At 69.7% G+C, this 26,421-nt stretch carries 27 protein-coding genes and 1 tRNA gene; 15 read left to right on the top strand and 13 right to left on the bottom strand.

From position 1 onward, the window contains the following. The 5 genes from ABS78_RS10775 to ABS78_RS10755 form a co-directional block, all read right to left on the bottom strand. Positions 1-299 (bottom strand): hypothetical protein (locus tag ABS78_RS10775; protein WP_293378398.1); only part of this gene is annotated, 299 nt, incomplete at its 3' end. A gap of 82 nt (positions 300-381) precedes the next feature. Continuing rightward, a complete protein-coding gene (locus ABS78_RS10770) occupies positions 382-798 on the bottom strand; it encodes a hypothetical protein (protein WP_293378395.1) in 417 nt (138 codons plus the stop codon). A gap of 84 nt (positions 799-882) precedes the next feature. Beyond that, positions 883-1,644, bottom strand: a complete 762-nt coding sequence (locus tag ABS78_RS10765) for a Sir2 family NAD-dependent protein deacetylase (RefSeq protein WP_293378392.1) — start codon at positions 1,642-1,644, stop codon at positions 883-885. Positions 1,645-1,648: 4 nt separating this feature from the next. Continuing rightward, positions 1,649-1,948, bottom strand: coding sequence for a DUF167 family protein (locus ABS78_RS10760; protein WP_293378414.1), 300 nt, complete (start codon positions 1,946-1,948; stop codon positions 1,649-1,651). 5 nt (positions 1,949-1,953) lie between these two features. Continuing rightward, a complete protein-coding gene (locus tag ABS78_RS10755) occupies positions 1,954-2,259 on the bottom strand; it encodes a YggT family protein (protein WP_293378389.1) in 306 nt (101 codons plus the stop codon). A gap of 144 nt (positions 2,260-2,403) precedes the next feature. Here ABS78_RS10755 and ABS78_RS10750 point away from each other — a divergent pair. After that, positions 2,404-2,479 (top strand) — tRNA-Ala (locus ABS78_RS10750). A gap of 1,293 nt (positions 2,480-3,772) precedes the next feature. On the opposite strand, the gene ABS78_RS10745 is transcribed toward ABS78_RS10750, so the two are convergent. The 3 genes from ABS78_RS10745 to ABS78_RS10735 all read right to left on the bottom strand — a co-directional run bounded on the left by ABS78_RS10745 (position 3,773) and on the right by ABS78_RS10735 (position 5,575). Then, positions 3,773-4,183: a type II toxin-antitoxin system PemK/MazF family toxin gene (locus ABS78_RS10745; protein WP_293378386.1), complete on the bottom strand. Its 411-nt coding sequence runs from the start codon at positions 4,181-4,183 to the stop codon at positions 3,773-3,775. A gap of 178 nt (positions 4,184-4,361) precedes the next feature. Then, positions 4,362-5,210: a hypothetical protein gene (locus ABS78_RS10740; RefSeq protein ID WP_293378383.1), complete on the bottom strand. Its 849-nt coding sequence runs from the start codon at positions 5,208-5,210 to the stop codon at positions 4,362-4,364. Positions 5,211-5,299: 89 nt separating this feature from the next. After that, positions 5,300-5,575, bottom strand: a complete 276-nt coding sequence (locus tag ABS78_RS10735; RefSeq protein ID WP_293378380.1) for a hypothetical protein — start codon at positions 5,573-5,575, stop codon at positions 5,300-5,302. Between the two features lie 107 nt (positions 5,576-5,682). On the opposite strand from ABS78_RS10735, the gene ABS78_RS10730 reads away from it, so the two are divergent. The 8 genes from ABS78_RS10730 (at position 5,683) to ABS78_RS10695 (ending at position 11,144) form a co-directional block, all read left to right on the top strand. Then, positions 5,683-5,922 (top strand): helix-turn-helix transcriptional regulator, encoded by a 240-nt coding sequence (locus tag ABS78_RS10730; RefSeq protein WP_293378377.1) that lies wholly within the window; start codon positions 5,683-5,685, stop codon positions 5,920-5,922. Next, positions 5,919-6,776: a hypothetical protein gene (locus ABS78_RS10725; RefSeq protein ID WP_293378375.1), complete on the top strand. Its 858-nt coding sequence runs from the start codon at positions 5,919-5,921 to the stop codon at positions 6,774-6,776. Before ABS78_RS10730 ends, ABS78_RS10725 begins: the two co-directional genes overlap by 4 nt. Positions 6,777-6,899: 123 nt before the next feature. After that, the gene (locus tag ABS78_RS10720; RefSeq protein WP_293378372.1) at positions 6,900-7,109 is read left to right on the top strand and encodes a helix-turn-helix domain-containing protein; all 210 of its coding nucleotides are present in this window, start codon (positions 6,900-6,902) and stop codon (positions 7,107-7,109) included. Beyond that, positions 7,106-7,435 carry a hypothetical protein gene (locus ABS78_RS10715; RefSeq protein WP_293378369.1) on the top strand — a complete coding sequence of 110 codons (330 nt, stop codon included), beginning with the start codon at positions 7,106-7,108 and terminating at the stop codon, positions 7,433-7,435. Before ABS78_RS10720 ends, ABS78_RS10715 begins: the two co-directional genes overlap by 4 nt. Before the next feature lie 108 nt (positions 7,436-7,543). Further along, complete coding sequence (locus tag ABS78_RS10710) at positions 7,544-7,930, top strand: hypothetical protein (RefSeq protein ID WP_293378366.1); 387 nt, start codon at positions 7,544-7,546, stop codon at positions 7,928-7,930. Positions 7,931-8,010: 80 nt separating this feature from the next. Next, positions 8,011-8,301, top strand: coding sequence for a hypothetical protein (locus tag ABS78_RS10705; protein WP_293378363.1), 291 nt, complete (start codon positions 8,011-8,013; stop codon positions 8,299-8,301). An 85-nt stretch (positions 8,302-8,386) separates the two neighbouring features. After that, positions 8,387-10,786 (top strand): DUF927 domain-containing protein, encoded by a 2,400-nt coding sequence (locus ABS78_RS10700; RefSeq protein WP_293378360.1) that lies wholly within the window; start codon positions 8,387-8,389, stop codon positions 10,784-10,786. Then, positions 10,776-11,144 (top strand): hypothetical protein, encoded by a 369-nt coding sequence (locus ABS78_RS10695; protein ID WP_293378356.1) that lies wholly within the window; start codon positions 10,776-10,778, stop codon positions 11,142-11,144. The genes ABS78_RS10700 and ABS78_RS10695 overlap by 11 nt, the downstream gene beginning before the upstream one ends. 120 nt (positions 11,145-11,264) lie before the next feature. On the opposite strand, the gene ABS78_RS10690 is transcribed toward ABS78_RS10695, so the two are convergent. Further along, positions 11,265-12,617 carry a site-specific integrase gene (locus ABS78_RS10690; protein WP_293378353.1) on the bottom strand — a complete coding sequence of 451 codons (1,353 nt, stop codon included), beginning with the start codon at positions 12,615-12,617 and terminating at the stop codon, positions 11,265-11,267. A 482-nt stretch (positions 12,618-13,099) separates the two neighbouring features. Here ABS78_RS10690 and ABS78_RS10685 point away from each other — a divergent pair, with 482 nt between their 5' ends. The 5 genes from ABS78_RS10685 (at position 13,100) to ABS78_RS10665 (ending at position 17,439) form a co-directional block, all read left to right on the top strand. Then, positions 13,100-13,663, top strand: coding sequence for a hypothetical protein (locus tag ABS78_RS10685; protein ID WP_293378350.1), 564 nt, complete (start codon positions 13,100-13,102; stop codon positions 13,661-13,663). Further along, positions 13,644-14,384: a hypothetical protein gene (locus tag ABS78_RS10680; RefSeq protein ID WP_293378347.1), complete on the top strand. Its 741-nt coding sequence runs from the start codon at positions 13,644-13,646 to the stop codon at positions 14,382-14,384. The genes ABS78_RS10685 and ABS78_RS10680 overlap by 20 nt, the downstream gene beginning before the upstream one ends. Positions 14,385-14,779: 395 nt before the next feature. Beyond that, positions 14,780-15,190 (top strand): nucleoside diphosphate kinase regulator, encoded by a 411-nt coding sequence (gene rnk / locus ABS78_RS10675; protein ID WP_293378344.1) that lies wholly within the window; start codon positions 14,780-14,782, stop codon positions 15,188-15,190. Between the two features lie 67 nt (positions 15,191-15,257). Then, a complete protein-coding gene (locus ABS78_RS10670) occupies positions 15,258-16,562 on the top strand; it encodes an Hsp70 family protein (protein WP_293378339.1) in 1,305 nt (434 codons plus the stop codon). A 517-nt stretch (positions 16,563-17,079) separates the two neighbouring features. Then, positions 17,080-17,439: a PEPxxWA-CTERM sorting domain-containing protein gene (locus ABS78_RS10665; RefSeq protein ID WP_293378336.1), complete on the top strand. Its 360-nt coding sequence runs from the start codon at positions 17,080-17,082 to the stop codon at positions 17,437-17,439. Here the strand turns inward: ABS78_RS10665 and ABS78_RS10660 are convergent. Next, entirely contained in the window at positions 17,426-20,233 is a 2,808-nt protein-coding gene (locus ABS78_RS10660; RefSeq protein WP_293378333.1) for a pitrilysin family protein, read from the bottom strand. The two genes, ABS78_RS10665 and ABS78_RS10660, sit on opposite strands and share 14 nt — an antisense overlap. 200 nt (positions 20,234-20,433) lie before the next feature. Here ABS78_RS10660 and ABS78_RS10655 point away from each other — a divergent pair, with 200 nt between their 5' ends. After that, a complete protein-coding gene (locus tag ABS78_RS10655; protein ID WP_293378330.1) occupies positions 20,434-21,393 on the top strand; it encodes a LysR family transcriptional regulator in 960 nt (319 codons plus the stop codon). Between the two features lie 11 nt (positions 21,394-21,404). On the opposite strand, the gene ABS78_RS10650 is transcribed toward ABS78_RS10655, so the two are convergent. From ABS78_RS10650 to ABS78_RS10640, 3 genes are all read right to left on the bottom strand, one after another. Next, positions 21,405-22,370, bottom strand: a complete 966-nt coding sequence (locus ABS78_RS10650; RefSeq protein WP_293378327.1) for an AraC family transcriptional regulator — start codon at positions 22,368-22,370, stop codon at positions 21,405-21,407. A 119-nt stretch (positions 22,371-22,489) separates the two neighbouring features. Further along, entirely contained in the window at positions 22,490-24,172 is a 1,683-nt protein-coding gene (locus tag ABS78_RS10645) for a carboxylesterase family protein (protein WP_293378324.1), read from the bottom strand. 97 nt (positions 24,173-24,269) lie between these two features. Continuing rightward, positions 24,270-26,387: a TonB-dependent receptor gene (locus ABS78_RS10640; RefSeq protein WP_293378321.1), complete on the bottom strand. Its 2,118-nt coding sequence runs from the start codon at positions 26,385-26,387 to the stop codon at positions 24,270-24,272. Positions 26,388-26,421: the final 34 nt, after the last annotated feature.

Raw genomic sequence — 26,421 nt, 5'->3', positions numbered from 1 at the left:
GCGGCCTCGCGGACGGCCTCGGCCAGGATGTCGAAGCGGCCGGCGCGGGCCAGGCGGTCGGGGTCGGGACGGGACTCGGAGCGTTCGGCGCGCTGGCGTCTCAGGCGGTCCTTGAGCGCCAGGGTCTGGCGCAGGGAGCGGGCGAGGCCGCGGTAGGCGCGGGAAAGTTCGGGGATGTCCTTGGGATCCTCGGCGGCCATGAGGGCGCCGTGGGCCTTCTCCGCGGCGGAGAGGTCCAGCGCGGCCAGCCGGTCGAGCGTCGCCAGAGCCAGCGTGTCGATGTCGCGTCCCTCGGACATGAGGGATATCCAACCACCCCGCTACGTCAGAATCGGACGTAGGACTGGGGGCTCGTCGGATTTTCCGCGTTCGAGCGTCCGCCTAGAGCGGGGCGCAGGTGGTCATGTTGACGGGCTTGGAGTCTTCGCGGGTCCAGCCCTGGGGCGTGCGGATCAGGTAGGCGAAGGACGAGCCCGACTGGCCGGTGGACCCGTCCTCGTTGCGGCCGGCGAAGGTCATGGCGGCGACGAGCTTGGCGGTGGCGCCGCGGGCGGTGTCTTCCGGGGTCAGATCCTGGGCGGCCTTGCACATCACCTGGAAGTCCTGGCAACCCTTGCCGTCGACCTTGGCCTTGCAGGCGGGGTGGCCGGCTTCGATGTCGTCGCGCCAGGCCTGAATCTGGGCCTCGTGGCCGGCGTAGGGGTCGCCCGAACCGCCGGCGCTTTCCCCCGAGCTGCAACCGGCGAGCAGGGCGGCCATGAGGAGCGACGAGCCGACGACGGCGACAGATCTGATCACGCAACGAACTCCCGGACTGGAAAGGCGGAGCCTTTAGACCCGGGATCAAGGCGGGGGTGTGACGAAACGCGCGGCCGCCGCGCTTTAGTTGGCCGGCGCCACTTCGCGCATCACCGGGCCGATCTCGTCGTGCAGCACCAGATCGGCGTAGGGGTCCAGCTCGGTCTCCTCGCGGTTCACGATGGCCAGCACCGCCCCGTTCCGCTTGGCCATCACCGGGAAACCGGCCGCCGGATAGACCACCAGCGACGACCCCAGAACCAGGAACAGGTCGCAGGCGCGGGTCTCGGCCTCGGCGCGAGCCATCGGTTCGGGCGGCATGGCCTGGCCGAACGAGATGGTGGCCGTCTTCACGATCCCGCCGCACGCGCGGCAGGCGGGCAGGTCGCCGGTGGCCTCGTAGAGGACCTTCAGATCCTCCAGCTCGTGGCGCAGGCCGCATTCCAGGCAGGTGGCGTAGCTGGCGTTGCCGTGCAGCTCGATCACCCGCTCGGGCGGCACGCCCGACGCCTGGTGCAGGTTGTCGACGTTCTGGGTGACGACGCTGGAGGCCTTGCCGGCGTGGATCAGGCGGGCGACCCCGGCGTGGCCGTCGTTGGGCTCGCGGCCCACCCAGCCGGCGCGGCCCGAGAAGACGCGCGACCAGGCCTCGCGCCGCCGCTCCTCGCTGGCCACGAACTCCTGGAAGTAGATCGGCTTCATCTGGCTCCACACGCCGCCGGGGCTGCGGAAATCGGGGATGCCGCTCTCGGTGGAGATGCCGGCGCCGGTGAAGACGACGATCCGGCGGGCGTCGGCGATCAGGCGCCCGAGGTCGGCGCGCGAAGGCGGCATGCGGCTGGCCATGACCTCAACCTTCGCCCGGCGGCGGGCCGAACGCCAGGGCGATCTGGGCCGCGCCCGCGCCGTCGATGTCGAGCCGCTTCACGCGCGCGGTCTCGCCGGCGGCGATGCGGACGGCCGATTTCGGGACCTTCAGCGCCTTGGCGATCAGGGCCACGACCGCCGCATTGGCGGCGCCGTCGGCCGGCGGCGAGGAGACCCGCACCTTCAGCACGGGGCGGCCGGCCTCGTCCGCGGCCCAGCCGTCGACGCCGTCGCGGCCGCCCTTGGGCGTGACGCGGACCGCGAGGCGGAAGGGCGGCGAGATCGCCGTCAGCCCACCAGCCGGTAGAGCGGCTCGGCCAGCCAGGGCAGCAGGTAGCGGCTGATCCCCTGGAGGACCAGGATGGCCACGATGGGGCTGATGTCGACGCCGCCCAGGGGCGGGATCACCTTCTGGAACGGCCGCAGCACCGGCTGGGTGATGGCGTCCAGCACCCGGGCCACGCTGTAGACGAACTGATTGCGCAGGTTGATGACGTTGAACGCCACCAGCCACGACATCACCGCGCTGATGATGATCGCCAGCACCAGGAGGCCGATCAGGTTCGTCAGGACGAAGAGGATAAATCCGGTCATCACCCTGCTTCTAAGGCCCTTTGCGGCCGTGGCAAGGTGAAGCGGCGCCGGGCGCGCCCGCCGGTCTCCGATGCTCCCGTGCGCGCGCCGCGCGCATGCCCGCTTGACAGGCGGCCCCGCAATCGACTTATTCCGCGCCTTCCTGGGGCCGTAGCTCAGTTGGTAGAGCGCCTCGTTCGCAATGAGGAGGTCAGGGGTTCGACTCCCCTCGGCTCCACCAGGAATCTCATAAAATCAGCGACTTAGGTCGATTTTGGCGGCCAAGGGCGACCGATTTCGGGCGCGAGGCCGGCCCGTGTAATCAGCCTGTAATCAGCGGGCCTCAAAGGCGGCGCGAGTGGTCATAGGCTCGCCTCGGCCTTCCCTGGGGTTCCGGTGGGTCTCCTAGCCGCATCCGGCGAGAGAGATTGCGTGCTGATTATGCAGGTGAGACGCATTTGCATTTCCTGCCGGCCAAGGTCCGGAACCGGCCGCCCGACGGAACGGCCTTGCCATTGGAATTGGTCGCGCGGTGGGGGGCCTGGGGAGGCCACATGCGCGCGCCAGCCGGCGGCTTTCGAGGGCGTTGAGACGGGGCGATTGCGGCGGACCGCCATAGGTTGTGGTGCTCCGGCGAGCTGGGGCCGGACTGAGGTCCGATCGCGAGGCCCAGGCGCGCCAGCGTCGGCCGCAGAACGTGGCGCGGCTCCAGATCGCCAGGGGCCTCGCATGGGCGAGCTGGGGGGCCTTTCCAGCCGTGAGAGGGGGAGGGGGGTCGAAAGTTCGGGCCGGCCCCGGCGGCTCTACCGGCGCCACCCTCACGCATAGAATTTTTTCGCATCGGCGCGAGATTCCGCCGGCTCCGATTGGGGATCCTCGCACGGGCGGTGACCTGGGCGCCCTCAGGCGCTCCCGCTTGCCCGCAAGGCTGCGATCTCGGGTTTTATTCCCGGACAGGCTGGCCGGGGGGAGGGGGTGCAAAAGTCTACAAACCTGGCCGGCTGGACCGGCGGGGGAACGCCGCGCAAGTGTCCGCAGAATTCCGAAAACTTTTATTTCCCAGGGACTTAGGCAATCAGCGATGCGGGCGTGGCGCGAAGGGCTGGGAACCCTGGGAACCCTGGGAACCCTCTTTCTATCTCACTGAGAGTCTTTGTCTTTTCAGAGCCACAGCGGTTCCCAGTCGGTCGATTTGGACTGGGAACCACTGGGAACCGCTCGCCCTCGCCGGCCGCGCCGGCCAAGCCGCCGGATCGGGGCATGTTGTTTCGCAGATTTCCCGGAAACCCCGCGCGAGTGTGGCCCTCCGGACCCTCTCAGTGAGGGTGTGGGTATGGGATCGCGACCCATCGGCACGCGGCGCCGCGCACGTCGTGCGCGGGCGAGAGGAATGGGGGCGGGCCTGGCCCAGAAACAAGCAACCCCGCCGGGCTTGGTGTCGCCTTGGCGGGGTTGGCCGGGCGGACCCGGTCTTGAGGCTCAACGGGGATGCCGCGAGCTGACCCACGTCATATGAGAGTCTGGAGTCCTTCGGTCAAGTTAAGAGACCGATGGCGTGGGCGATGCAGGACCGAATAGCGGTGAGGTCCTCGGGTGAGAGCCTGACTTGTACGTCCTGCCGCCGGCCATAGGGCGCGCGCGGTGTTCGGAATAGGTCGAGGCGCTCAAAGGCGACGGTCGCCAGCATGTCGGCCTTCACCCATACGCGCTGTTGATCCCAGGGCGCGGGTGGTGCGACGGGAAGCGTCAGCTCGTGGTGATAGGGCTGCGGATTGTCTGGTGCGGTCGTGCTGAGGGGAACGACTGTGCATAACCCGCGCCGATGCCTGAGGCGCGGCGAAATCACCACAACGGGCCGTCGCTTCACCATTTCAGGAGGCTGAAATCCGGTCGCAAAGTTGCAGAGCAAGACCGTGCCGGCTGGTGGATCGTACTTGATCGGCATGGAGGTTTCTCGATCTCAGCGCGCCCAGAATTGAAAGGGGCGGGCAACCCTCGGCGCGCGAGGGAAAGCGAGGCTATGACGATTCGCGATAGCAATGCGGGCTCCAACGCCAGCAAAACGCCCGCCGGACGGACCTGGCGGGCGTTGGGGGGTCGATGGGAAGCGAACGTCATTCGCCTCAGGACTGGCGGGCGCATCGCGCCAGGTGCTCCAGATCGGCCAGGAAGTCATAGACCGGCTGGGAGTTGTCGATCTTGCCGTCACTGTCGCACACGTCGGCCAGGATCAGGCCGAACTTGATGGCGGCTTCCTCGATCGTCACAGGCTGGGTCGCGCGGACCTGAGCGGCGATGGCGTTGGCTTCCGCGTACAGATCCTCGGCGGCGGTGTTGAGTGAGGGCAGGCCGACCGAGGCGTCTATCGCGTTGGCTTGTCGCCTCCAGAATGCCCGTTCTGCCGTGTCGCGCTGGCCATATCGCCCGCCGGGCGGATCGGGAGAGTAGAGGGCCTCGGCCTCATCCTGGGCGTTCCGGATCGCCGCGTCCGAGCTGGCGATCTTTGCTTGGACGGCGACCCAGGCCGCCGCCAGATCATGGAGTGTCCGTGTGGGCTTGGGATCATCCAGGATGAGCCGTTCGATGCGGGCGGCATCGGCCATGCCGGTATTCTCGGAAGGCGGAGACTGCAACAGGTCGCGCAGCAGCGAGCTGATGACACGCTCACACTTGGTGTCGCCCAGACCGAAGTCGGTGCGGCTGGCGCAACACCAGGCCACGGCCTCGGCCTTGACCTGGGCGTCCGCGAAGTCCCGCGCCGGCGTCGCCACGATCGCCGCCAATACTCCATCGGCATGGTTGTAGTAGGCGGCCTCCTGGGCCGGATCGTCCAGGTCCGGGGTCGTGGCCCACAGGCGCGCCACGGCTACGCCCAAGGCGTCAAGGGTCTCGAAAGCCGGCGGCGACGGGATGCGCGCGGCGCGCGCATCGGGATGTTGCGGGGTGTCGGTCGTGGGGCGGGCGGCGGGCATGGGTGTGTCTCCTTGTGGGCCGGAATCGCCGCCTTCGGAGGCGGCCGAGGGTGCGCGGGGCAACGTCGGGGCCATGTGCGCGACCCCTCTCAGTGACCGAGAGCGACGGTGACGCGCTCGGCCTTGTAGGCATCCCAGCCCGTGCCGACGCGGCGGCGGATCGGGCTTTGCAGCATCGAGCCGAACACGACGGTTCGGCCGGCCATGCGGGCCGCCCAGGCGGCGTTCTGGGCGGCGCGGGCGGCGGCGCCCTTGACCCAGCGCCAGGCCCCGGTGAGCGCGTCGGCGAAGGTGCGGGCGGGGTCGGCGCGGAACAGGCCCCACGCGGTGGCCATCACTTCGCGGCGGGTTTCGTTGGTGGTCATGCGTCTAACTCCGTCTAAGTGAATACAAGTGTATCTATATCTAGGGAGATTGCAAGTAAGTGGATACGCTTGTATCCTATTTCCCGAGGTTGTTTCGGGGGTCTCGGATGGAAGTCACACCGGAGGGGTGCCGCGCCGCGCGAGCGATCCTGAAATGGTCAATGCGCGACCTGGCCGAGCGGTCGGGCGTGGCGTGGACGACGATCAATCGCCTGGAGGCCGGAGCCTCGGCCAGGGACGCGACGGCGGCGAAGATCGTAGCGGCGTTCGAAGCCGAGGGCGTGGAGCTGGTGGCCGATGCGGACCGGGCGGGTGCGGTCCTGGTGCTGGCGAGGCGGCGGACGTGAGCGATCGAGTCGAGCTTGTAGTTGACGATGACCGCTTGCGCGGCTGGAGGCCCGTTCGCCGGTATCTGGTCGATGCCGACTGGCGCTGGCGCGTTCGATCCGTTCGGGAACTGCCGGAAGTCGGGGGTCTCTTCGACGGTCGAAAGCGATTGTTGGTGTGGTTCGATATCGCCCGGGGCGATGGCCGGTTTGAGCCTGACGGCCTCCCCTGGGAGTTTGAGCCCGACAAGAACCCGGATCTTCGTGAGCTGGGCGATGCGCTTGCCTATTTGGCGCGGGCCGGGGGTGTGCCCGAAGGCGCGACTTTGCGTGAGCACGTCGCCCGGGTTGAAGGGCCGAACGTGGATCAATTGGCGAAGGTGTTGGCCGTCGACGGCGGCCCGCCCCTTTCGTTCGCTGATCTCAATCTGGCCTCGTGGCTCGATCACCACTTGCGGACCTTGTGGAATGAGCTTCCCGACGCGGCCAAGGATGAGACCCAGGGGCTGAAGCTTTTGAGCGCGGCAGATGCAGCGGCGCGCCAAGCCTACCTTGTCGGCCGCTTCGTTCGCGAGGCCGAGTTGAAGGCGGACTATGAGGCCAAGGCGCTCCACAGTCTGGGCCTTCCCCGGGCGGGCGGCGAGGCCCGAAAGGCCGCCGCCGACAAATGGCGCGTTCCCGCTCTGGACGTGGCGCGAAGAGCCCGTTCAGCCAAGCCCAGCTTGTCACAAGAAAGCGTCGCCAAGCTCATAGAGGGCGCTGGGATTGAGGGCCTGCCGGAGCGTTCCAGCATCGTCGCCGAGATTCGGAAGTGGGAAGGGGAGTGGAGGGCTTCAACCGGCGAGCGGGGCTTGCCTCCACGCGTCAAACCTTAGGTTCAATCCCTATTCTCCAAAGGTCCGCCGGGTAGGGCAAAGGTCGGCGCTTACGTGCGGCCAAGCCCATAGCCAGCGTCCCGATTGTCCTGCGCTTCGGCGCGCCAATCGGGAGTTAGCCACGTGCACCTAGAGAAACTGTTGTCCACCGTTGAGGCGGCGGACCGGCTGGGCGTCTCCAGCTCGTACCTCAACAAGCTTCGCGTGACGGGTGGCGGCCCGCCGTTCGTCAAGATCGGCGCTCGCGTCGCATACGATCCGGCCGACCTGTCGGCCTGGCTGGAGGCCCAGAAGCGCACGACGACGGCCCCGGCCGGCGAGGCGCTCCAGTGACCCCGCCGGCTGATCGCGGGGCCGGCCGTCGCATCGATTTCGACCGGGTCGGCGCGGCGGCGCGGCGCTCGGGCGAGGCCGTCGCGGCGGCCTTCCTGCCCGATGGTCGGCGCGAAGGGCGGGAGTGGGTCGCTCGAAATCCGAAGCGGCCTGACAAGACCCTGGGGAGCTTCAAGGTCAACCTCGACACCGGCAAGTGGGCCGACTTCGCCTCCGGCGACCGTGGCGGCGACCTGGTGGGCCTGGTGGCCTTCCTTCTGGACTTGTCGCAGCGGGACGCCGCGGTCCGGCTGGCCGAGGCGCTGGGCGTCGATCCCTACGAGTAGCGCAGGCCGCGGCGGGCCGCGCGCCGAGCGCTTCGCGGCAATCCCTTCAACAGCCCGGTGTCGTCGATGCGCGCGGCGCGCGCATCGCGGGCCGGTGAGGAAACACCGATGCTGTTCATCAAATTCGCCAGGTCGTCTATCGATCGGCTCGCCGCCTCGGTCCGCACACTTCCTGACGGCCCTTTTCAGGGTGGAAACCTGCACGCCGCCCTGGCCATCGCCGGATGGGACATCGGCCATCTCGCCGCGGAACTCGACGTCGATGCGGCGCGGATCGAATCCTACGCTCAATATGGGCGAGCGTACCTCGGCGCCCATGATCGCGGCCGGCTGAAACGGTTCTTCGCTTCGCGGGGGATCTTCGAAATCTGGTTGCCCGGTGTGGACGTCGTCCTGTCGATCCGTGGCCGGCTGCTATGGTCGGCGCGTCAGGATGAAGCTCTGTCGCTGGCGCGGCGGCTGATCGCGCACGCTGATCGGGTGACGGGCCGGTGAGTGGCTCCAGCAGACCGACGACGGGACCGGCTGGACGATGGGTCCCTCCCCTCGTTTGCGGCGAAGCGCGCCAGATTCTTGTGACGGACAGCGAGGAACTGGAGGCCACGTCCGCAATCGTGGCCGGCTTCTGTGGCCTGATGGGCTGGAGCCTCCTGCGCTTGGCCGGGTTGTGCGGCGACGTCGCCGCCGAAGACGGCCAAGGCTTCGCGCCAACGCTCTCGACCCTGCAGGCGTTTGTCTATCACGATGGCGACCTGTCGCCCCGCGAGCGGGCGGTTCTCGAGGAAGCGCTTAGCCGACACTGCTGGGTTGCCGTTGCGCGCGGTGTGGTGGGCGTGGTGCTGAAGGGACCGGGACGTGACCGATAGCCCGGGGGACCCGTTCGCCCGCGTTCGTCAGGAGGCGGCGAAAGCTGCACCGCGGCGAGCGGCAAAGTCCGATGCCGGCGACCTCATGGCGCCCGCGCCTGAGGATGCGCCGCCCCTGCCTCAGGAATGGCGTGAGCTGGGCGCGCCGTCTCATGTGTGGGCGTTCCGCGACGCGGCCGGGCGAGTGCTTCGCTACACGCTCCGGTTCCCCCAACCCGACGCGGCCAACGGCGAAGTGGATCGACCCCGCGCCGAATGGACGGACAAGACGATCCGGGCCGCGACGTTGCGCCGCGGCGACAACGGCCGCCTCCGCTGGGCCTTGAAGGCCGAACCGGACGCTCGACCGTTGTACGGCCTCGATCGGCTGGCGGCCCGACCGGGCGCGCCGGTCCTGCTGGCCGAGGGCGAGAAGGACGCTGACGGCGCGGCCCAGCGCTTCCCAGGCTTCGTGTGCATGACCTGGCCGGGCGGGAGCAACGCGGTCGGAAAGGCTGACTTCGCGCCGCTCCACGGCCGCTCGGTGATCGTTTGGGGCGACGCCGACGCGCCCGGCCGCAAGGCTTCCCAGGCCGCCGCTAGGGCCGCTGGTGCGGCAGGCGCAGTGTCGGTGGCCGTGGTCGATCCCCCGGGATATTTCCCGGAGGGCTGGGGCCTCGCGGACCCTTGGCCGGACGGCTTCGATCAGGCCAAGGCCAGCAGCCTTGTCGAGGCCGCCAGGGCGGACGCTCAGCCCGGCGACGTGGAATGGCCCTGGGGCTTCCGAATGGACGGCGACGGCCTCTGGTACGATCAGCCGGCCCAGGGCGGCGGCAAGCCCATTCCCACGCGAATCGCCGCGCCCTTCGAAGTGGTTGGCGAGGCCCGTGATCCGGACGGCGGCGGCTGGTCCGTGGTGGTGCGGTTCCGCGACCGCGACGGCCGGGAGAAGACGGTCCCGGTCTCCAAGGGTCGGCTGGCCAGCGGTGGGGCCGAGGTTCGGGCCGAGCTGGCCGACGCCGGCCTGGTGATCTCGCCGGCGCGGGGCAAGTCCGACAAGTTCGCCATCGCCCTCATGGAGGTCGCGGCGGCGCGCCGGCTGACGCTGGTGGCGGCGACGGGCTGGAGCGGCGCCCGCTTCGTGCTTCCCGGCGAAGTCATCGGACCCGGCGGCGGCGAGGGTGTGATCTTCACCGGCGAACCCTCGGCCCTGCACTATCGCCGGACGGGCTCGCTCGCCGCCTGGCGCGAGGGCGTGGCGGCGTTCGCGGTCGGAAACGACCTTCTGGCCTTCGCGCTGTCGCTGGCCTTCCTGGGGCCGCTCATGCGTCCGCTGGCGCTGGAAGGCGGCGGCGTTCACTTCCGGGGCTCCAGCTCGTGCGGAAAGACCACGCTGGCCTATGCGGCGGGCTCGGTCTGGGGCGGCGGCGGACCGCTGGGATTCGGCCAGACCTGGCGAGCCACGGCGAACGCGCTGGAGATGGTGGCCTGGGGCCACAACGATGGCCTGCTGGTGCTCGATGAGCTGGCGCTAGTGGCGCACGAGGAAGCCGGGGCGAGCGCCTATGCGCTGGCGAGCGGCCAAAGCAAGGCCAGGGCGCGGGCGGACGGATCGCTTCGCCGGCGCGCCGAATGGCGGGTGGCGATCCTTTCGACGGGTGAGATCGGACTGGCGGACCACATCCGGGCGGGGAAGCGGGGCGAACGGCCGATGGCCGGCCAGGAGCTGCGGCTTCTGGACATAGCCGCCGACGCCGGGGCGCAAATGGGCGTCTGGGGCGAGCTTCACGGTCTCGCCGGGCCTGCGGCCCTGTCGGATGCGGTCAAGGCCGCCAGCGGCCGGGATTTCGGCCACGCGGGGCCGGCCTTCGTGGAGGCCTTCACGGCGCGCCAGGCCGAGGCCGAGAGCGAGGCCAAGGCGATCATGCGGGCCTTCGTGCAGCATGTGGAACGGGAGGGCGACACGGGGCAGGCCCAGCGGGCCGCGCTGCGGTTCGCGGCCATCGCGGCGGCGGGTGAACTAGCGACCCTCTTCGGCGTCACGGGCTGGCCGCCTGGGATCGCGACGACGGCGTCGGCGAACCTCTATCACCGTTGGGCGGCGGTGTTCGGCCGAGATCGATCGCACGAGGCGCGAGCCGCGCTTCTTAGGGTCAAGGCGATCATCGAAAGTGAAGGTGCGAGCTTCGCCCCCTGGGAAGATGGCGACGACTTCGAGTCGACCGAGCCCAGCCGGGCCGGCCGTGACGAACAGGCGCGAGGCCTCAAGACCCACGGCTGGCGGGTCAAGGTCGGACCGGCGCTCGAATTCCGGTTCAATGATGCGGGTTGGGCCTACGTCACAGAGGGCCTGGGCCGGGTCGAAGTCGCGAAGGCGCTTCACGAGGCCGGATTTCTGGAGCGCGGCGAGGGGGAGCACTGGAAGAAGCGCCACTCCCGCAAAGGCCAGAAGCTGCGGCTCTGGACGGTGAAGGGGAGCCTTCTGGAGGCCGACCTTGGCGACTGACGATCCCCTGGTCGAGGCCCTTCGCGCGGCCCACGCCAGGTGGTCCAGAGGCTCGGCCGAGCGGTTCCCAGTCGAAAATAACTGGGAACCGCTGGCGGCCGGACTGGGAACCGACAAAGCGAATAAAGATCAGCAACTTAAGTCTGCGGTTCCCAGGGTTCCCAGGGTTCCCAGCGAAAAACAATATACATCGCATTGCACGACCCAGCCGGACGTGCTGGAGGCCTGGACGGCGTGGATGGAACGCGCCGCCGTGCGGGAGTATGACGGCGGCATGAGCCGCGCCGAAGCCGACACGCGGACCGCGCTGGAGCTGGGGCCGTGCCCAGCGCTTCGGATTATCGGCAGGCAATTATGAGAATGCGACGCGCTATCAATGCGTCCCCAGACAATCCGTAGGCGGTTGGCCCAATAGGGCCGCAGTGGTCGCCGGGAGGGGCCGGCGGCGAGGCGGCGGGCGCGGTTCCGAGGCGGCGCGCTAGGCCCTCTGGGCGGCCAGATCGATCACATTCGAGGGCATGGGCTGGCCGTCGCGGATCGCGGCGACGCGCGTGCTCCACGCAAAGGCGGCGGCCTTTCGTTCGGGGCGGTATTCGTGGCGCTGATAGACGCCCACGAGGCCGCTCTGAGTGCCTGAGACGTGGTTCAGGACACGCTCAACCACATGCGGGGGAAAGGCCATCGCAGCCATGCCCGTCGCCGCCGTGCGCCGCAGATCGTGGGTGCGCCAAGCCGGAAGGGGCTCGGTCGGCGGATCGTCGCCGGCGTCGGCCGCGTCCTGGCGGCGAAGATCCTCGATCATGGCGTCAAGCTTGCGCTTGGTGGCCGAGAACCCGCGAACCGCGCCCTCGCCACGGGCCGGGAACAGAACGTCTGAGTTCAGGCGAAGCTCTTTGACCTGGCGGATGATCGCCAGGGCTTCCGGCGAGAGGTCGAGTTCATGGGCCTGTTTGTTCTTCGCCCGCTCGGCCGGGATGCGCCAGAGACCGGCGGTCAGGTCGAGTTCGCTCCAGCGCATCCCGGCGACTTCCGCCCGGCGCTGGCCAGTGAGCATGAGAAGCTTGAATACCGGGCCGAAGGGGAAGCCCATCGCGTCTGCGGCGCGCCATATCAGCCGCAGCTCGTCATCGGCCAGGACGCGGTCTCTGGCGGCCGGGCGGGGCGGGGCCTTCACGTTGGCGCACGGCGAGACAGCGATCTTGTCGCCCTCAACGCACCAATCGAAGAACGGCCGCAGCTCGGCAAAGGTCGCGCGGGCGACGGCGGGCGATCTCTGGGCGATGGTCTCCAGCAGATCGGCCACGTCGGCGCGCCTGATCTCTGAGACGTGGCGTTCACCCCAGGCGGCCACGGGGCCGTGACGCAGGAGGCGGGCGGCCTCGCCGCCGCTGCGGCGCTTGGCGAGGCGGCGGGTGATGTAGAGTTCAGCCTGAACGCTGACAGTCTCCTTCGCCCGCTGGGCGGCCTTGCGGACGCTGGCGGCCTCGGCCTCCTGGGCGGCGAGCGCGGCGGCGTGCTTGGCTTGGCGGTCGGCCTGCCGGTCCGCATAGGGGTCCTGGCCGAGGTCAACGGGGGCCAGGAGCTTGCGGGCGGCGGCCCTGGCCTTCGTGACGTTCCACAGTTCGCCATCGTGGCGGCCGATGTAGACGCGGCGGACCTTGGAGCCTTGGCCCTCCGGTCCCTTGGCGCGGTACTGCACAAGATAGAAGCGCCCGCCCTGGGGCGATATGCGGACCCCGAACCGGGGCAGAGCGTCATCCCAGAGGAAGGTCTCGCGAGCCTGAGGCTCGGCCGCGGCGACCAGTCCGTCTGTGAGCTTGATGCGAGCCATGTGCTTACGCCGGTCAGGAGCTGAACGGCCCTATGTAATCGCCCTGTAATCAGTAAGGCAAGCTAAACCGGTCAAGCCGCAGGAACGCGTGTCTCACGATTTCGAGACTTTCCACATAACAATGAATGACTTGCCAGGACGCTCCGGAAAACGCGGGAAACGCCAGATCAGCCGGAATAGGGCAAATCTCCTGAGAGGAGGTCAGGGGTTCGACTCCCCTCGGCTCCACCATCCCTTTTCGGGGTGGTCGAACCCCAGTAAAAACAAATACTTATGGCGACGACCGCGTGGCCGTGGGTGACAGCTTTTTGCTGGTCATGGGTGGCTGCTGGGCGCGTGCGTAGGCGAGGATCAACGCGCCCCCGCGCTTCCTGGACTGTTTCCCCAAATACTCGCGCGTTGGCCTCTGGACGTTCGGAGTCCTCAGTTCGCAGAATCGTGTCATCTTAAGAGCTCGACCAAATAGGTGGGGTAGCGAAGACATGAAGGTCAAGATCGAGCACGGCTCGTCAGCCATCGATGTTGAAGGTGATTTGGATGAAGTTGAGCGCGTTCTTGAGCGGTGGTGGACGCCTCAGCCGAACACTGGCGCGGTGGCCGCGGTGGACGATGATCAATCAGCACCGGATGGAGAGGCGAAGAAGCCTCGGCGCACTTCCCGCCGCGCCAATCGTGTGCCCCGAGCCGCCACAGGGCCGACCCACAACGGCTTCGATGCTGATGAGGTGGTCGCCAGGATGAAGAATGACCCCCGCTACAGTCAGTTTCTCAACAAGGTGATCCTCGGACCGAAGGGCCGCGCCGAGAAGGTCAAGCTGGTCTCTTGGTTTGTCGGGGAGACGCCCCTCACAACTGGCAACGTCCACCGCGTGCTCCAAGGTATCGGAGTAAAGATGGATCCATCCAATGTCTCGCGGGCCATGAGCGGTGACGCCAAGCACGACTACATTGTCACTCGCACCGGACCTCAGCCCACCTATGTGCTCAGCATCATGGCGCGGACCAACTTCGAGCAATGGCTGCTAGATGAGCAACGCACGGCGTAGAGAATTTATCGCCTACTTGGCCGCGCAGGAGTTGACCGAAGTCGATGTAGCGGTCGCGTTGTTGTGGTTCGAGAGTCACGAAGACCACCACCAGTCTGAGCTGACAGGAAGACAGTTGGCAGACCTGCTCGCGGCTGATCGGCTTCGCGCGAACGTCAACGTCTCCAGGCTTGGAGCTAAGCTCGCCCGGCACGCTGACGTTGTTCGAGGCCGTGCAGCCGGGACGTTCCGTATCCGAGCTGGGAGTGATCGCGTTCTTTCAGAGCGGTTCCAGGCCCATCGCCGAGCCGAGAACATCTTCGTCTCAGAAACCATCCTTCCCACCTCCATTCCGCTAGGGGGTCGCAAGCACCTCGAAGCGCTGCGGAGGGAGATCAATGGAACATATGAGTATGGATTCTATAATTCTTGCGCCGTCATGTGTCGAAGGCTCGCAGAGATATTGCTTATAGAGGCGTTTAATAGTGCAGGACAAATAGACCTCATCCGAGATGTCAAAGGAAACCTGATAACTTTCGGTGATATACTGTTGGCGCTTGGGGGGCAGTCGGTGGTGAAGCTCTCGCGCGGAGCCCCTAAGGCGCTCGACCGCCTGAAGCAGACCGGCGATGGGGCGGCGCATAGCCGGCACTACAATGCGTCGCGAAATGACATCGACGACCTCAATCCAAGCTTCCGACAGCTCATTGCCGAATTGAGCGCGCTTGCGAAGTTGAGCTGAACCAGCTTGCGTCTGAGGGGGCCGTGGGTGACAGCTACGCTGCCAGACCCCTAGATATTCAAGTATTTCCTACGCTTAGGGGTTGCTTCAGAACGCCTCCCCTCGGCTCCACCAGGAACCTCCCGACCGTTTCCGGCGCGATTTCCGGGACGTTCTGTCCGAGTTGACTTCCGCGCGGGCGCGCGGCCTGATGGCTTCGTGCTGCAACGACCCACATTTCTCCGGTTCCGCCACCACGGCGGCACGCTCCAGGCAGGCTAGTCGCCCCGGCCTCTCTTTGCGCGTGGGGTCGGGGACCCTCAGATCCAGCTTCCAGACCGTTTCTTCCCGCGCCGGCGCCCGAGCATCCGCTCCTGAGCCGGGCGTCGCATCACACCCGATCCCCGGAGACACCCATGCCCTCGCAGGCCGCGCCCGCGCGCCCGCCGTTGATCGTCGGCGAGACCGACGCCGACCGCCTCTTCCCCATCGCCGAGCAGGTCGAGGCTCGGGGAGTCCCCCTGGGCCTCCTTGCCGAACTCGAGCGCGCTGAGGTGCGCCCCGACGCCGACGTGCCGCCGGGCGTGGTGGGCATGGAGTCCGAGGTGGAGTTCGTGGACGCCGCCCACGGGGACTCCCGGACGGTGCGGCTGGTCTATCCGCGCGACGCCGATATCGCCCAGGGCCGCATCTCGGTGATGACCCCGATCGGCGCGGCGCTGCTGGGCCTCAGCGAGGGGCAGACCATCGACTGGCCCGACCGCGACGGGCGGGTGCGGGCGCTGAAGGTCGTCCGGGTGCGGCGAGGGGCGCCGGCGGCCCCATAGGCGCCGCGGGACGGTTTGCGGACCGGCGCAGGTCTGGTATGGGGCGCGCCCCTCGGAAAGCCCCGCCATGTCCGCGCCCCTCAGCCTCGGCATCGACTTCGGCACCACCAACACCGTGCTGGCCCTCGCGGGCGGCGACGGGCCGGCGCGTCTCGTGCGGTTTCCGGCGACGGACGGCGAGCTGTTCGCGTTCCGCTCGTGCCTGTCGTTCTACGCGCCCCCCGACCTGCCGTCGGAACGGCAGGTGACGGCCGGGCCCTGGGCCATCGAGGCCTATGTGGACGATCCCGCCGAGACGCGGTTCATCCAGAGCTTTAAGAGCTTCGCCGCCCAGGAGAGCTTCACCGAGACCCAGATCCTGGGCCGGCGCTACCGGTTCGAGGACCTGCTCTCCGCCTTCCTGCTCAAGGTGCGGGAGCATGGCGGCGGGGACCTGGCCGAGCTGCCCGAGCGGGTGGTGGTGGGCCGGCCGGTAAGGTTCGTGGGCGGCGCGCCCAACGAGGCCCTGGCGCTGCGGCGCTACGAAACGGCTTTCCACCGGATGGGGGTGAAGGCGGTGCGCTACGCCTACGAGCCGGTGGGCGCCGCGTTCTTCTTCGCCCGCGGCCTGGACCACGACGCCACGGTGCTGGTGGGCGACTTCGGCGGCGGCACCTCGGACTTCTCGATCATCCGCTTCGAGCGCGTGGCGGGGAGCCTGCGCGCCACGCCGCTGGGCCGGGCGGGCGTGGGGGTGGCGGGCGACGCCTTCGACTATCGGATCATCGACCACCTGGTCTCGCCCGAGCTGGGCAAGGGCGGCGACTACGTCTCGTTCGGCAAGACCCTGCCCATTCCCTACAAGTACTATGCGGCCTTCGCGCGGTGGGACCAGCTGGCGCTGCTGCGCGCCAGCCGCGACATGCGCGAGATCCGCGCCCTGGAGCGCCAGGCGGCCGAGCCGGAGAAGATCGCTCGCCTGATCGAGATCCTGGACGAGAACCACGGCTATCGCCTGTACCGCGCCGTCTCGCGGCTGAAGGAGACGCTGTCGGCCGAGACCGGGGCGGCGTTCCGGTTCGAGGCCGGCTCCATCGACATCGCGCGCGACGTGGCCCGGGGCGAGTTCGAGGACTGGATCGCGCCCGAGCTGGCGCTGATCGAGGGCGCGGTGGACGCCGCCCTGGCGGACGCCGGGCTGGCGGCCGAAGGGATCGACCGGGTGTTCCTGACCGGCGGCTCGTCGCTGGTCCCGGCGGTCCGCGCGATCTTCGGGCGCCGCTTCGACCCCGCGCGGATCGAGACGGGGGCCGAGCTGGAGTCCATCGCCTCGGGCCTGGCGCTGATGGGGCGCGAGGAGGACGTATCCCGGTGGACCGCTCGCCAAAGTTGAAAATCCGGTATGGCGGGTCTGGCGAAAATGCTCGGCGGACAGCGTGGTTTCATTCGGAAATTTCTTTCGTCCCAATAGCTTGACCATAGGAACGTGAGTCATCCGGCGCGGCTTGCCCCGCTTGATGATGTATCGCTCCTCTCCGACATGGACGCACCGCGCGCGGATCACGGGCCTTGTGGCCGCGTTGGCCGCGCTTCTCGCTTCACCGGCCGAAGCCGGCAGTCTCATGGACTGTGTCGAGCGGGTCAGTCGCGTTCCGATAGCCCCGGCCGCGCCACCGCCGAGCGATCGGCCCCTGCGGGCCAACATGCTCAGGATGGGCCCGCCCGCCGAACAGGGTCCGCGACCCCGTCCGCGCGCGCTCAAGGCGCACGGCGAAGGGGTTCAGGCTGCAAGGCCGAAGCCCCGGCCCAAGGCCTCGTCCCGCAAGACCGCTCGCGGCAAGCCTGCGGCGGCCCAACGCGCCGCGCTTCGACCGACACCGACGGCGCCCCCCCGACCGAGGCCCACGCCCATGGCGGTGGCGGCGGCGAAACTGGCCACACCGGTGTCGTACGCCCTGATCCGCACCACCGTGTGCGAAGCCCTGCCAGAACCCATGCCGCCCGGCCCCTTCCGGCCGCCGTTGGCGGTTCCCGTGTCGCCGGGGGACGGCGAATGGCCGCCCGGCTTCGGCATGCCGCCGCGGCCTCTCCCGATCCCGGAACCCGAGGATATCTGGCCGGGCGCGCCGCCGCCCGTAGGGCCGCCGGTGGAACCGCCCGCGCCTCCGCCCGTCACGGCCGTGCCCGAGCCCGGGACCTGGGCGATGATGATCCTGGGCTTCGGCGTGTTGGGCGTACGACTGCGTCGTCGGCGGGCTACGGCGTCCTGAGGGTGGGGCTGTCGAGGTCGAGCCGGTCGACGGGGATCACCTCCAGGCCGGGCAGCCGGGCCTTCAGGCCCTCGGCGAACGTCGCCGCATCGCCGGCCACCACCACGCTGGCGCCGTCGGGACGGAGGGCGCGGGCCGCGAAGGCCTGGACCTGGGCGGCGTCCACCGCCTCCACCTTGGCCGTATAGGCGGCCATCTCGTCCAGGGGAACGCCGTGGAACGCCAGGCCGCCCAGCACGCCGGCCAGCCCACCCGAGGTGGCGAGGGTGCGGCCGTATCCGCCCACCAGCGCCGACTTCCGCGCCGTCAGCTCGTCGGGGCCCGCCGGCTCTGCGGCGACCCGCGCCATCTCGGCTCGGATCAGGTCCAGAACCTCGGCGGCGGACTCGTTCTTGGTCTGGGCCGAGGCCCGGAAGGAGCCGGTGGTCCGGGCGGTCGATAGCAGCGCGCTTGCGCCGTACGACAGGCCGCGCTTGATGCGGATCTCCTGGTTCAGGCGCGCCGAATAGCCGCCGCCCAACAGCGAGGTGGCGACCAGGGCGGGATAGTAGTCGGGGTCGGCGCGGGCGATGGAGGGCTTCAGCACATTGACGGAGGCCTGGCCCGAACCGGGGATGTCCATCCCCACGGCCCGCGCCGGCGCCTTCGGCCGGATCGCGGGCGTCCGCGGCAGGGCCGTGCGCGGCCGGGCCCAGTCGCCGAAGGCTTCGCGCGCCAGGCGGAAGCCGGTCTCGGGATCGATGTCGCCCGTCAGCACCAGGATGGCGTTGTCGGGGCGGAACCATGTGGCGTGCAGGGCGGCCAGATGGGCGGGCGTCAGCCGGGGCAAGCTGCCGGGGGTGCCCTGGGACACGTGGCCGAAGGGGGTTCCGGCGAACACGACCGGTCCGCTGGCGAGCCCGGCCACCGAACCGGGGTCGCCCAGGGCCACGCGCAGGCCGTCCAGCGCCTGGTCGCGCTGGCGCTCCAGCTCCTCGGCGGCGAAGGCCGGGTTCCGGGTGACGTCGGCCATGATCGCCAGCGCCTGCGGCAGGGTGGCGGGCAGGGCGCCGAGCGTCACGGACGACGACTCCAGTCCGCCGCCGGAGGCGAGCGACGCGCCCAGGCTCTCGATCTGGCTGGCGATCTGCTGCGCCGAGCGGGTCTTCGTGCCCTCGGTCAGCATGCCGGCCATCATGGCCGCGGCGCCCGACAGCGTCGGCGGATCGGCCCAGGCGCCCACCTTGACGGTGAGGCCCGCCGTGACCAGCGGCAGGTCGGACGACCGGGCCACGATCACCCGGAGGCCGTTGGGCAGGGTGGTCTCGGCCGGCCTGGGCAGGATCGGGGCGATGGGCTCGCCGACCGGCGGCGGCTTCGTCCGCTCGGCCTCGGGAGCCAGGGTGAAGACCGGCCCGTCATACCGCGCGACGGTCTTCGGCGGCGCCGGCGCGGGGGGCGGGGTCTCGCCGGGCGCGCGCTCGCTCTCGGGCCGGTAGCGGATGGTCATCCGCCGGTCCTCGGCCAGGTACTTGCGGGCCACGCGCTGGACGTCGGCGGCGGTGACCGCCTGGAGCCGGCCCAGGGCGGTGTTGACGGCGCCCGCGTCGCCGTCGACCAGGGCGGCGTAGCCGATGGCGCTGCCGCGGCCGTCGATGGTCTCGCGCTCGCGCAGGGCGTCGGCCAGCAGCTCGTTCCGGGCCTCGGCCATCTCGGCGTCGGTAGGCGGGGCGTCGCGCAGGCGTTTCACCTCGGCCAGCAGCGCGGCCTCGCCCTGGTCCACGGTCTTGCCGCTGGACATGATGGCGCCCAGCATGAAGAGGCCGGGATCGCGCGGCAGGTCGGCGCCCGAAAAGGCCTCGACCGCGATCTGCTGGTCGTAGACCAGGCTGTTGTAGAGCCGCGAGGACTTGCCGGCCGAGAGGATGGCGTCCAGCACCTTCAGCGCCGGGGCGTCGGGATCGGCGGCGGCGACCGCCTGCCACGAGAGCACGACGGCCGGAAGGGGCACGTTGGGGCCGTAGCCGTCGAAGACGCCGGGGCCGGTGCGCGGCGGCTCCTTCACCGTGACGCGCGGCAGAGCCCGGGCGGGCGGCTTCAGGGGGGCGAAGTAGCGGTCGACCCAGGCGTCCAGCTTCGCAGGATCGAAATTGCCCACGACGATCAGGATGGCGTTGTCGGGCCGGTAGTAGGTCTGATGGAAGGCGCGCACGTCGTCGATGGTCGCGGCGTCCAGCTCCTCGATCGAGCCGATGCCGGGCCGGCGGTAGGGGTGGGTCGTGTAGCTGGCCTGCGGAAGGTAGAGGGCGAACAGCCGGCCGTAGGGCGAGGCCAGGACGCGCTGGCGCAGCTCCTCCTTCACCACGTCGCGCTCGGACGCGAAGATCGCCTCGTCGACCACCAGCGTCGACATGCGGTCGGCCTCGGCCCACAGGATGCGCTCCAGGTGCTGGGCGGGGACCACTTCGTAGTAGTCGGTGAAATCGTCGGCGGTGGAGGCGTTGTTGAAGCCGCCCACGTCCTCGGTCATGCGGTCGAGGGTCTCGGCCGGCATGTTGCGGGTGGCCTTGAACATCAGGTGCTCGAACAGGTGGGCGAAGCCCGAGCGGCCCTCGGGATCGTCCTTGGAGCCCACGCCGTACCAGACCTGGACCGAGACGTTCGGCGTCGAGCGGTCGAGCGAGGCGATCACCCGGAGGCCGTTGGGCAGGGTCCGCTCGGTGAAGGCGATGGGCGGAACGTCGGCGGCGACGGCGGCGGCCGGCGCGATCGCGACCAACAGGGCCAGGACGGCCGTGCGAAGGGTGCGGAACATGGAGCATCCCGGTTGGAGCAAGGTGGGGACTCCTTAGCATCCAACCGGGACGGGGAAAGCCCGCGAGGTTCTCGAACGGTGGCCGACGAGGGGGCGGCCACTGGGTTCCCGCAGGCGGGGGACGCCAGGAGATACGGCGGCGGCGCGCGGCCGGATGAGGCCTCTTGCGGTGGCGCGCAGGCTAACCGCAGTATGCGGGCATGTTCGACTGGAATGACCTCAAGGCGTTCCTGGCCGTCGGCCGCGGGGGCTCCACGCTGGCGGCGTCCAAGGCGCTGGGCGTCAACCAGACCACCGTCGCCCGGCGGATCGAAAGCCTGGAAGGCGCCCTGGGCTTCAAGCTGTTCGAGCGGGGCCAGAGCGGCAGCCGGCTGACCGAGGCGGGCCAGGCCCTGATCGGCGAGGCCGAACTGGTCGAGCGGGCGGCGATCCGCTTCGCCAACCAGGCGGCCGGCCAGCTCCGCGGGGTGGCCGGCGCGCTGCGGCTGACCACCAACGAACTGGTGGCCAACACCATGGTGATCCCGGCGCTGGGCGCCTTCCGCGAGATCCATCCCGACGTGCAGGTGGACCTGGTGGTGACCGACCGGGCGCTGGACCTGGAAAACGGCGAGGCGGACCTGGCCATCCGCACGGGCAAGGCGCTGGCCGAATCCGACCTGGTGGCGCGGAAGATCGCCGACCACGACATGGCGCTCTATTGCAGCCGCGACTATGCCGCCCGCCGCGGCGCCCCGACCTCGCCCGACGACCTCAAGGACCACGACCTCATCGACGTGGCGATGGAGATGGGCGAATTTCCCGGCGCCACCTGGATGATGCGGCATTCGGGCGGCAAGACGCCGATCACCCGATCCAACAGCCTCGGCAGCCTGCTGCAGGCCGTGAGGGCGGGTCTGGGCGTCGGCGCGCTGCCCTGCACCGTGGCCGACATGGATCCCGATCTGCTGCGCTGCTCGGAGGTGATCGAGGAGGCCCGCGCCACCTCGTGGATCGTCACCCGCCGCGACCTGAAGGACACGCCGCGCGTGCGCGCCTTCATCGATTTCATGGCGCCCCACCTCCAGCAGATCGTGCGCCGCAACGCCGAGATCGGCCTGCAGCGCCAGACCGAACAGGCGGCCGTGGTGATCCCGTTTCCGACGTCGTCGGCGGGCTGAGCGCGGCCGTCCTACAGGCTCATGCCGGCCAGGAGCTGGCGGGCGCGCGCCCGGGCGCGGACATGGGGATCCTCGTCGGCGCCAGGCAGGGCGGTGCGGGCGCGCCATTCCTGCGGCGTGCGGCCGGTCTTGGACTTGATGAGCCGGCGCAGGCTGCGGGACTCGGAATAGCCAAGCTCGGCGGCGATGTCGTCGACGGTGGCGTTCGAGGTCTGGAGGTGGGCGATCGCCTGTTCCAGCACCCAGGCGTTGCGGTCGTCACGGGCGCCGGTGGGGCGAACCGGGCGGGGCGCGCCGCTCTGCCAGTGCTCGGACGAGGCCAGGACCGGATTGTCCACGGGCGCCGCCCGGCGGGGCAGCGCGAGGCAGGCCGCAGGAAGCCGGATCGCCGTCGTGTCGCCGAGGACCACGGGAACGCCGAGCACGGGGTGCGTGCGGCCCAGCGTGGGATGATCCGGCATACGCACCTGGAGCCGGGCGACGGACAGGTCGCGTCCCGCGAACCAGCACAGGCCCTGGTAGAGGAAGCTCGCGTAGATCTCCTCGATCATGGCGGCGTCGCGGTCGTTCGGCGTCGAGGCGTTCAGCGAGACGTCCACCCAGCGCCGGGAGATGTTCACCTGCGCCCGGTAGACCGACCGGCTGAAGTTCAGGTAGCGCACCAGCCGGTCGAGGGCCGAGCCGACCGTGCCCCGGTCGGAAAGGCAGCACAGGAGGACCGCCGACGCGCCCCGCCGCTGGCGGTGGTGGCCGAAGCCGTGGACCTCGTCGTCCAGCAGGTCGATGATGTTGAGCGTCATCAGCAGATGCTGCGCGCCCGAGATGTCGAGGACGCCGTCCTCCTGGCGCGGGATGAAGGAGCGGTCGAGCAGATCCTCGAAATCCAGGCCGGCGCGGATGGCGCCGCCGCAGCGGCGCGCCAGCCACCGCGGCGAAATCCGCATCGTCGTGAGCCAGCGTGAATCGGTGTCGAGCATGCCGCCCAATGAAGCCTGCGCCCCGCGCGGCCCTTTCGCCGCGCCAGGGAAGACCATAGGCAAGTTCGCCCGCGCCGCCAACGCGCCGGAGCCCGCGGTCCGGACCGCCGCCGTCGGCGTCAGCGCGGTGGGGCGGCGATGCCGGTGTTGATCCAGGTCCATGCGCGATCGTCGGCGCGCAGACGGCGCATATGGGCGTCCTGAACCTCGAACATTTCCGGGAGCAGTCCGCTGGACGGGGCGGCCTGGCCCGCGCGGAAGGCCATGTAGCCCCCGTCCGGGCCGGTGAACGCCGGCCAGGCGGGCCGTCCGGCCGGGTCGGGCCGCCCGGTCCGGGCGAAGGCGGTCCAGTAGTCCATGAGGGCGTCCGACATGGCGATGTCATCCGGCCGCGCGGGCGGCGGCGAGGGCCAGTTGCGGGGCGCAAGCGCGCCCGGACCCACGTTGCCGAACACGAACGGGACGTCGCTGGAATGGAACGCGCCCACGCCGCGCGCCTCGGCCGACGGATAGACGTGGTCGAAGTAGTAGAGCCAGGCGTTCTGGCCGGCGTCGACGTGGAGCTTGAGCATCCGCTCGATCGCCCAGCCGTAGAAGGCGTCGCGCGCCGCGGCCTGGGCGCTGTCGGCGGGCGTGGCGGCGGGATAGAGCCGCAGGTAGGCCGGAGCCATCTCACCGTAAGCCGCCCGGACATGCGCCTCGTATTCGGCCGGGGTCGCCGGGAAGGGCGGCAGGACGCCGGCGTCGAAGGCCTTCATCTCGCCGCTGGTGAAGCCCGAGAGGAACGGGACCTTGGCCTGCCGTCCCGCTTCGAACGTCTCGTAGATCTGGGCGGTCTGGACCCAGCCGTCCACCACGGCCGAGGTCATGCCGAAGACATCGTTGGGATTTGCCGCCGCCACCGTCAGGAGCCGGTCGGCCGGCATGGCGCGCAGGTCGGCCAGGGTGGGCGCGCCGTGCGCCCGCCCGAACGTCCGCCCCGCCTCTTCGGCGGCGGGAAGGCCCAGGCGAGAGCGGCGGAGCTCCGGGATGGCCGGCATGTAGAGGCTCTGGGCGATGGCCCGCTGGAACAGCCCGGCCGCCAGGGGGCTGGTCATCAGGTGGCTCACGCTGAGGGCGCCCGCCGACTGTCCGAACACCGTCACCCGCTCGGGATCGCCGCCGAACGCGGCGATGTTCGTCCGCACCCACCGCAGCGCCGCGATCTGATCCAGGGTGCCGTAGTTGCCCGACGCGCCATGCGGGGACTCGGCGCTGAGTTCGGGGTGGGCGAAGTAGCCGAAGACGCCCAGGCGGTAGTTGATCGTCACGACGACGACGCCCTTCCGCGCCAGCTTCGAACCGTCGTAGCGCGGCGACCCGCCGTCGCCGGTGATGAGCGAGCCGCCGTGGATGAACACCATGACCGGCGCGTTCCGGGCGGCCTTGGGCGCCCAGACGTTGAGGTAGAGGCAATCCTCGCCCGTGCGAGGGGGCGGATCGGTGTAGAAGCCTCGCGGGCCGGCGTTGGGCTGCAGGCACGCGGGACCCGTCTCGACCGCCGGGCGCACGCCGTCCCAAGAGGCCGGCGCCTGCGGCGGCTTCCAACGGAGTTCGCCGATGGGCGGTCGCGCGTAGGGCACCCCCTTGAAGACGGCCACGTCGCCCGCGGGCGCGAGGGTCCCCTGCAAGGCGCCGGACGCGGTCTGGACCCGGTTGTCAGCCCGGTCGTCGGCCAGCGCCGGCCCGGCCCATGAGAGAAGGGCGAGCACGGGGCTGAGCGCCATCGCCGCGAACCGGCGTCCGAAGGGCGGCTTGTTCATCGCAGGGGTTCCGGATCTGGGGCCGGGACGACGGCGCCGCCCCGGAACGCTGGTAGCGATGGCCGCGGACGGCTGTCCGCGGCCAGGGGTGTGGCCGTCAGAAGTCGCGGCGGACGAAGAGCCCCACCTTGCGCCCCGGATCGAGATTCGACATGGCGGCCGATCCCAGCGAGGCGGCGACGACGTTGACGTTGTTGATCACGACCTCGTCGGTGAGGTTCAGCGCATAGGCGCCCACGGTCCAGAGGCGGTCCGCCGAGCGGAATTCGGCGGTCAGGTCCCAGCGACCCACGGCGTTCTGCGACACGACCGGCAGGTTGAATTCGCTGAAGAACACATCGTCCTGCCAGTTGTAGCGGGCGCCGACGGTCAGCCGGCCGGCGTCCAGCTCGGTGACGTGCGACAGCGCGAAGGTGGCGGTGGCCTTCGGCGCCTTGGGCAGGCGGTTGCCGGACAGGTCGAGTTCGCCCAGCGCCGGCCGCGCGGAGTCGATCGTCGCATACTCCTTGAACTTCGCGTCCAGCAGCGAGACCACGGCCTCGGCGCGGAAGCCGTAGGGAAGCTGGGCGCGGGCCTCCAGCTCCACCCCCTTGATGGTCGCCTCGGCGGCGTTGTCGATGAACGCCGCGACGCCGCGGATCTGGTTGACCTGGAGGTCCTCGTAGGACGAGCGGAAGGCGGCGATGTTCAGTTCCAGGCGCCGGTCCAGATAGTAGCCCTTGAGGCCCGCCTCGAGGTTCTTGTTGGTCTCGGGGTTGAAGGCCCGGGTGAAGCTGCCCGCCTGGAAGCCGCCGGCCTTGAAGCCGGTGGCGTAGGTCGCGTAGGCGCTGATGTCGCGGCTCAGGTCGTAGGACGTGCCGATCTGGTAGGTGACCGCGTCCCAGTTCGAGCGGTTGGTCCCCACGCCCAGGAAGTTGTTGGCCTCGTCGATGGCCTTGCGGTCGAAGGTGTAGCGGATCCCGCCGAACACGTCCCAGGCGTCGCTGACCTCCCAGGTCCCGTGCGCGAAGGCCGCGTACGAATAGGTCTGGACCTCGGCGTCGATGATGGTGATCCGGTTCAGCGGCGGGGTCCGCACCTCGATGAGCTGCTCGGCCTTCTCGTAGAAGGCGTTGACCCCCACCAGCACGTCGAGGGTCTCGCCCAGATCCGGGCGGAAGATCAGCTCGGAGAAGTACTGCTCGGCCTTCTGGTTGAAGTCGCTGAGCGTGAAGAGGGCGCGCGTGCCGTCGCCGTCGACGCGCAGCGAGATGTCCGTGCCGTGGGCCGCCGCCAGGAACTCGAACGCGCCCAGATCCGTCTCGAGGTTCGCGTCCAGGGTCAGGCCCTTGAAGGTCTTGTCGTTGAAACCCTGGTTGGCGAACACCGCCCGGCGCGACTTGTCGGGGCGCGTCCCGCCCATCAGTTCGGCCGGCGTGAGGGCGAAGTTCGGGCCGCCCAGCAGCCATTGCGCCGGCCCGGCGGTGTTCTGGCGCTGGTACTCGCCGGTCAGGCCGGCCTCGAACGCTCCGCCGGGGGCGAACCGGAGCTGGCCGCGAACCGCCACGCTGTCGGCGTCGTCCAGGCGGCCGCCGTTCTCGAGGTTCTTCGTGTAGCCGTTGCTGTAGAGCCGCTGGACGCCGATCCGGCCCGACACCACGCCGGCCGCGTCGAGGGCGCCGTTCACCACGGCGTCGAGGCCGTAGTGGAACGGCTCGGCGCCGAGGGTGACCCCCGCATAGCCGCCGAACTCGGGGGTGGCGCGCTTGGTCACGACGTTGATGCTGCCGCCCGTCGCGTTGCGGCCGAACAGGGTTCCCTGCGGCCCCCGGAGGACCTCGATGCGCTCGACGTCGAAGAACGCGGCGCCGGCGACGCCCGTGCGCTCCAGATAGACGCCGTTGACGTGATAGGCGACGGCCGGCGAAGCGCCCAGCAGGGTGCTCTGGCTGCCCACGCCACGGATGGCGACGCGGGATTCCGTGTAGCTCTCGCCGATCTGGACGCTCGGGATCATGCTCCGCAGGTCGGAGAGGTTGGTCATTCCCTGGGCCTGGATCGCCTCGCCGCTGAACGCCGACACCGCGACGGGCGCCTCGCGCAGGGTCTCCTCCCGCCGCTGGGCGGTGACGACGAGCTCCTCGAGGCTCGCCGCTTCACCGGACTGACCGTAGGCGGCTCCCGCGCCGAGCAAGGCGGCGGCGGCGGAACTCGCGGCGAGCATGATGCGGGTCATGGGACGCGCAGCCGCGCACGACAAAATCATCTCA

Source organism: Phenylobacterium sp. SCN 70-31 (assembly GCF_001724605.1).
Classification (GTDB): Bacteria; Pseudomonadota; Alphaproteobacteria; order Caulobacterales; family Caulobacteraceae; genus Phenylobacterium.
Note: the sequence above shows the minus strand (reverse complement) of the source record. Positions and strands in the feature narration are given on the sequence as shown.

Coding starts and splice junctions, on each gene's coding strand:
- ABS78_RS10700 (WP_293378360.1), top strand. CDS start 8,387: ATGGCGCCCGCGCCTGAGGATGCGCCGCCCCTGCCTCAGGAATGGCGT.
- ABS78_RS10660 (WP_293378333.1), bottom strand. CDS start 20,233: ATGTTCCGCACCCTTCGCACGGCCGTCCTGGCCCTGTTGGTCGCGATC.
- ABS78_RS10710 (WP_293378366.1), top strand. CDS start 7,544: ATGCTGTTCATCAAATTCGCCAGGTCGTCTATCGATCGGCTCGCCGCC.
- ABS78_RS10745 (WP_293378386.1), bottom strand. CDS start 4,183: ATGCCGATCAAGTACGATCCACCAGCCGGCACGGTCTTGCTCTGCAAC.
- ABS78_RS10685 (WP_293378350.1), top strand. CDS start 13,100: ATGAAGGTCAAGATCGAGCACGGCTCGTCAGCCATCGATGTTGAAGGT.
- ABS78_RS10690 (WP_293378353.1), bottom strand. CDS start 12,617: ATGGCTCGCATCAAGCTCACAGACGGACTGGTCGCCGCGGCCGAGCCT.
- ABS78_RS10670 (WP_293378339.1), top strand. CDS start 15,258: ATGTCCGCGCCCCTCAGCCTCGGCATCGACTTCGGCACCACCAACACC.
- ABS78_RS10665 (WP_293378336.1), top strand. CDS start 17,080: ATGGCGGTGGCGGCGGCGAAACTGGCCACACCGGTGTCGTACGCCCTG.
- ABS78_RS10740 (WP_293378383.1), bottom strand. CDS start 5,210: ATGCCCGCCGCCCGCCCCACGACCGACACCCCGCAACATCCCGATGCG.
- ABS78_RS10765 (WP_293378392.1), bottom strand. CDS start 1,644: ATGGCCAGCCGCATGCCGCCTTCGCGCGCCGACCTCGGGCGCCTGATC.
- ABS78_RS10680 (WP_293378347.1), top strand. CDS start 13,644: ATGAGCAACGCACGGCGTAGAGAATTTATCGCCTACTTGGCCGCGCAG.
- ABS78_RS10640 (WP_293378321.1), bottom strand. CDS start 26,387: ATGACCCGCATCATGCTCGCCGCGAGTTCCGCCGCCGCCGCCTTGCTC.
- ABS78_RS10735 (WP_293378380.1), bottom strand. CDS start 5,575: ATGACCACCAACGAAACCCGCCGCGAAGTGATGGCCACCGCGTGGGGC.
- rnk (WP_293378344.1), top strand. CDS start 14,780: ATGCCCTCGCAGGCCGCGCCCGCGCGCCCGCCGTTGATCGTCGGCGAG.
- ABS78_RS10730 (WP_293378377.1), top strand. CDS start 5,683: ATGGAAGTCACACCGGAGGGGTGCCGCGCCGCGCGAGCGATCCTGAAA.
- ABS78_RS10655 (WP_293378330.1), top strand. CDS start 20,434: ATGTTCGACTGGAATGACCTCAAGGCGTTCCTGGCCGTCGGCCGCGGG.
- ABS78_RS10755 (WP_293378389.1), bottom strand. CDS start 2,259: ATGACCGGATTTATCCTCTTCGTCCTGACGAACCTGATCGGCCTCCTG.
- ABS78_RS10645 (WP_293378324.1), bottom strand. CDS start 24,172: ATGAACAAGCCGCCCTTCGGACGCCGGTTCGCGGCGATGGCGCTCAGC.
- ABS78_RS10650 (WP_293378327.1), bottom strand. CDS start 22,370: ATGCTCGACACCGATTCACGCTGGCTCACGACGATGCGGATTTCGCCG.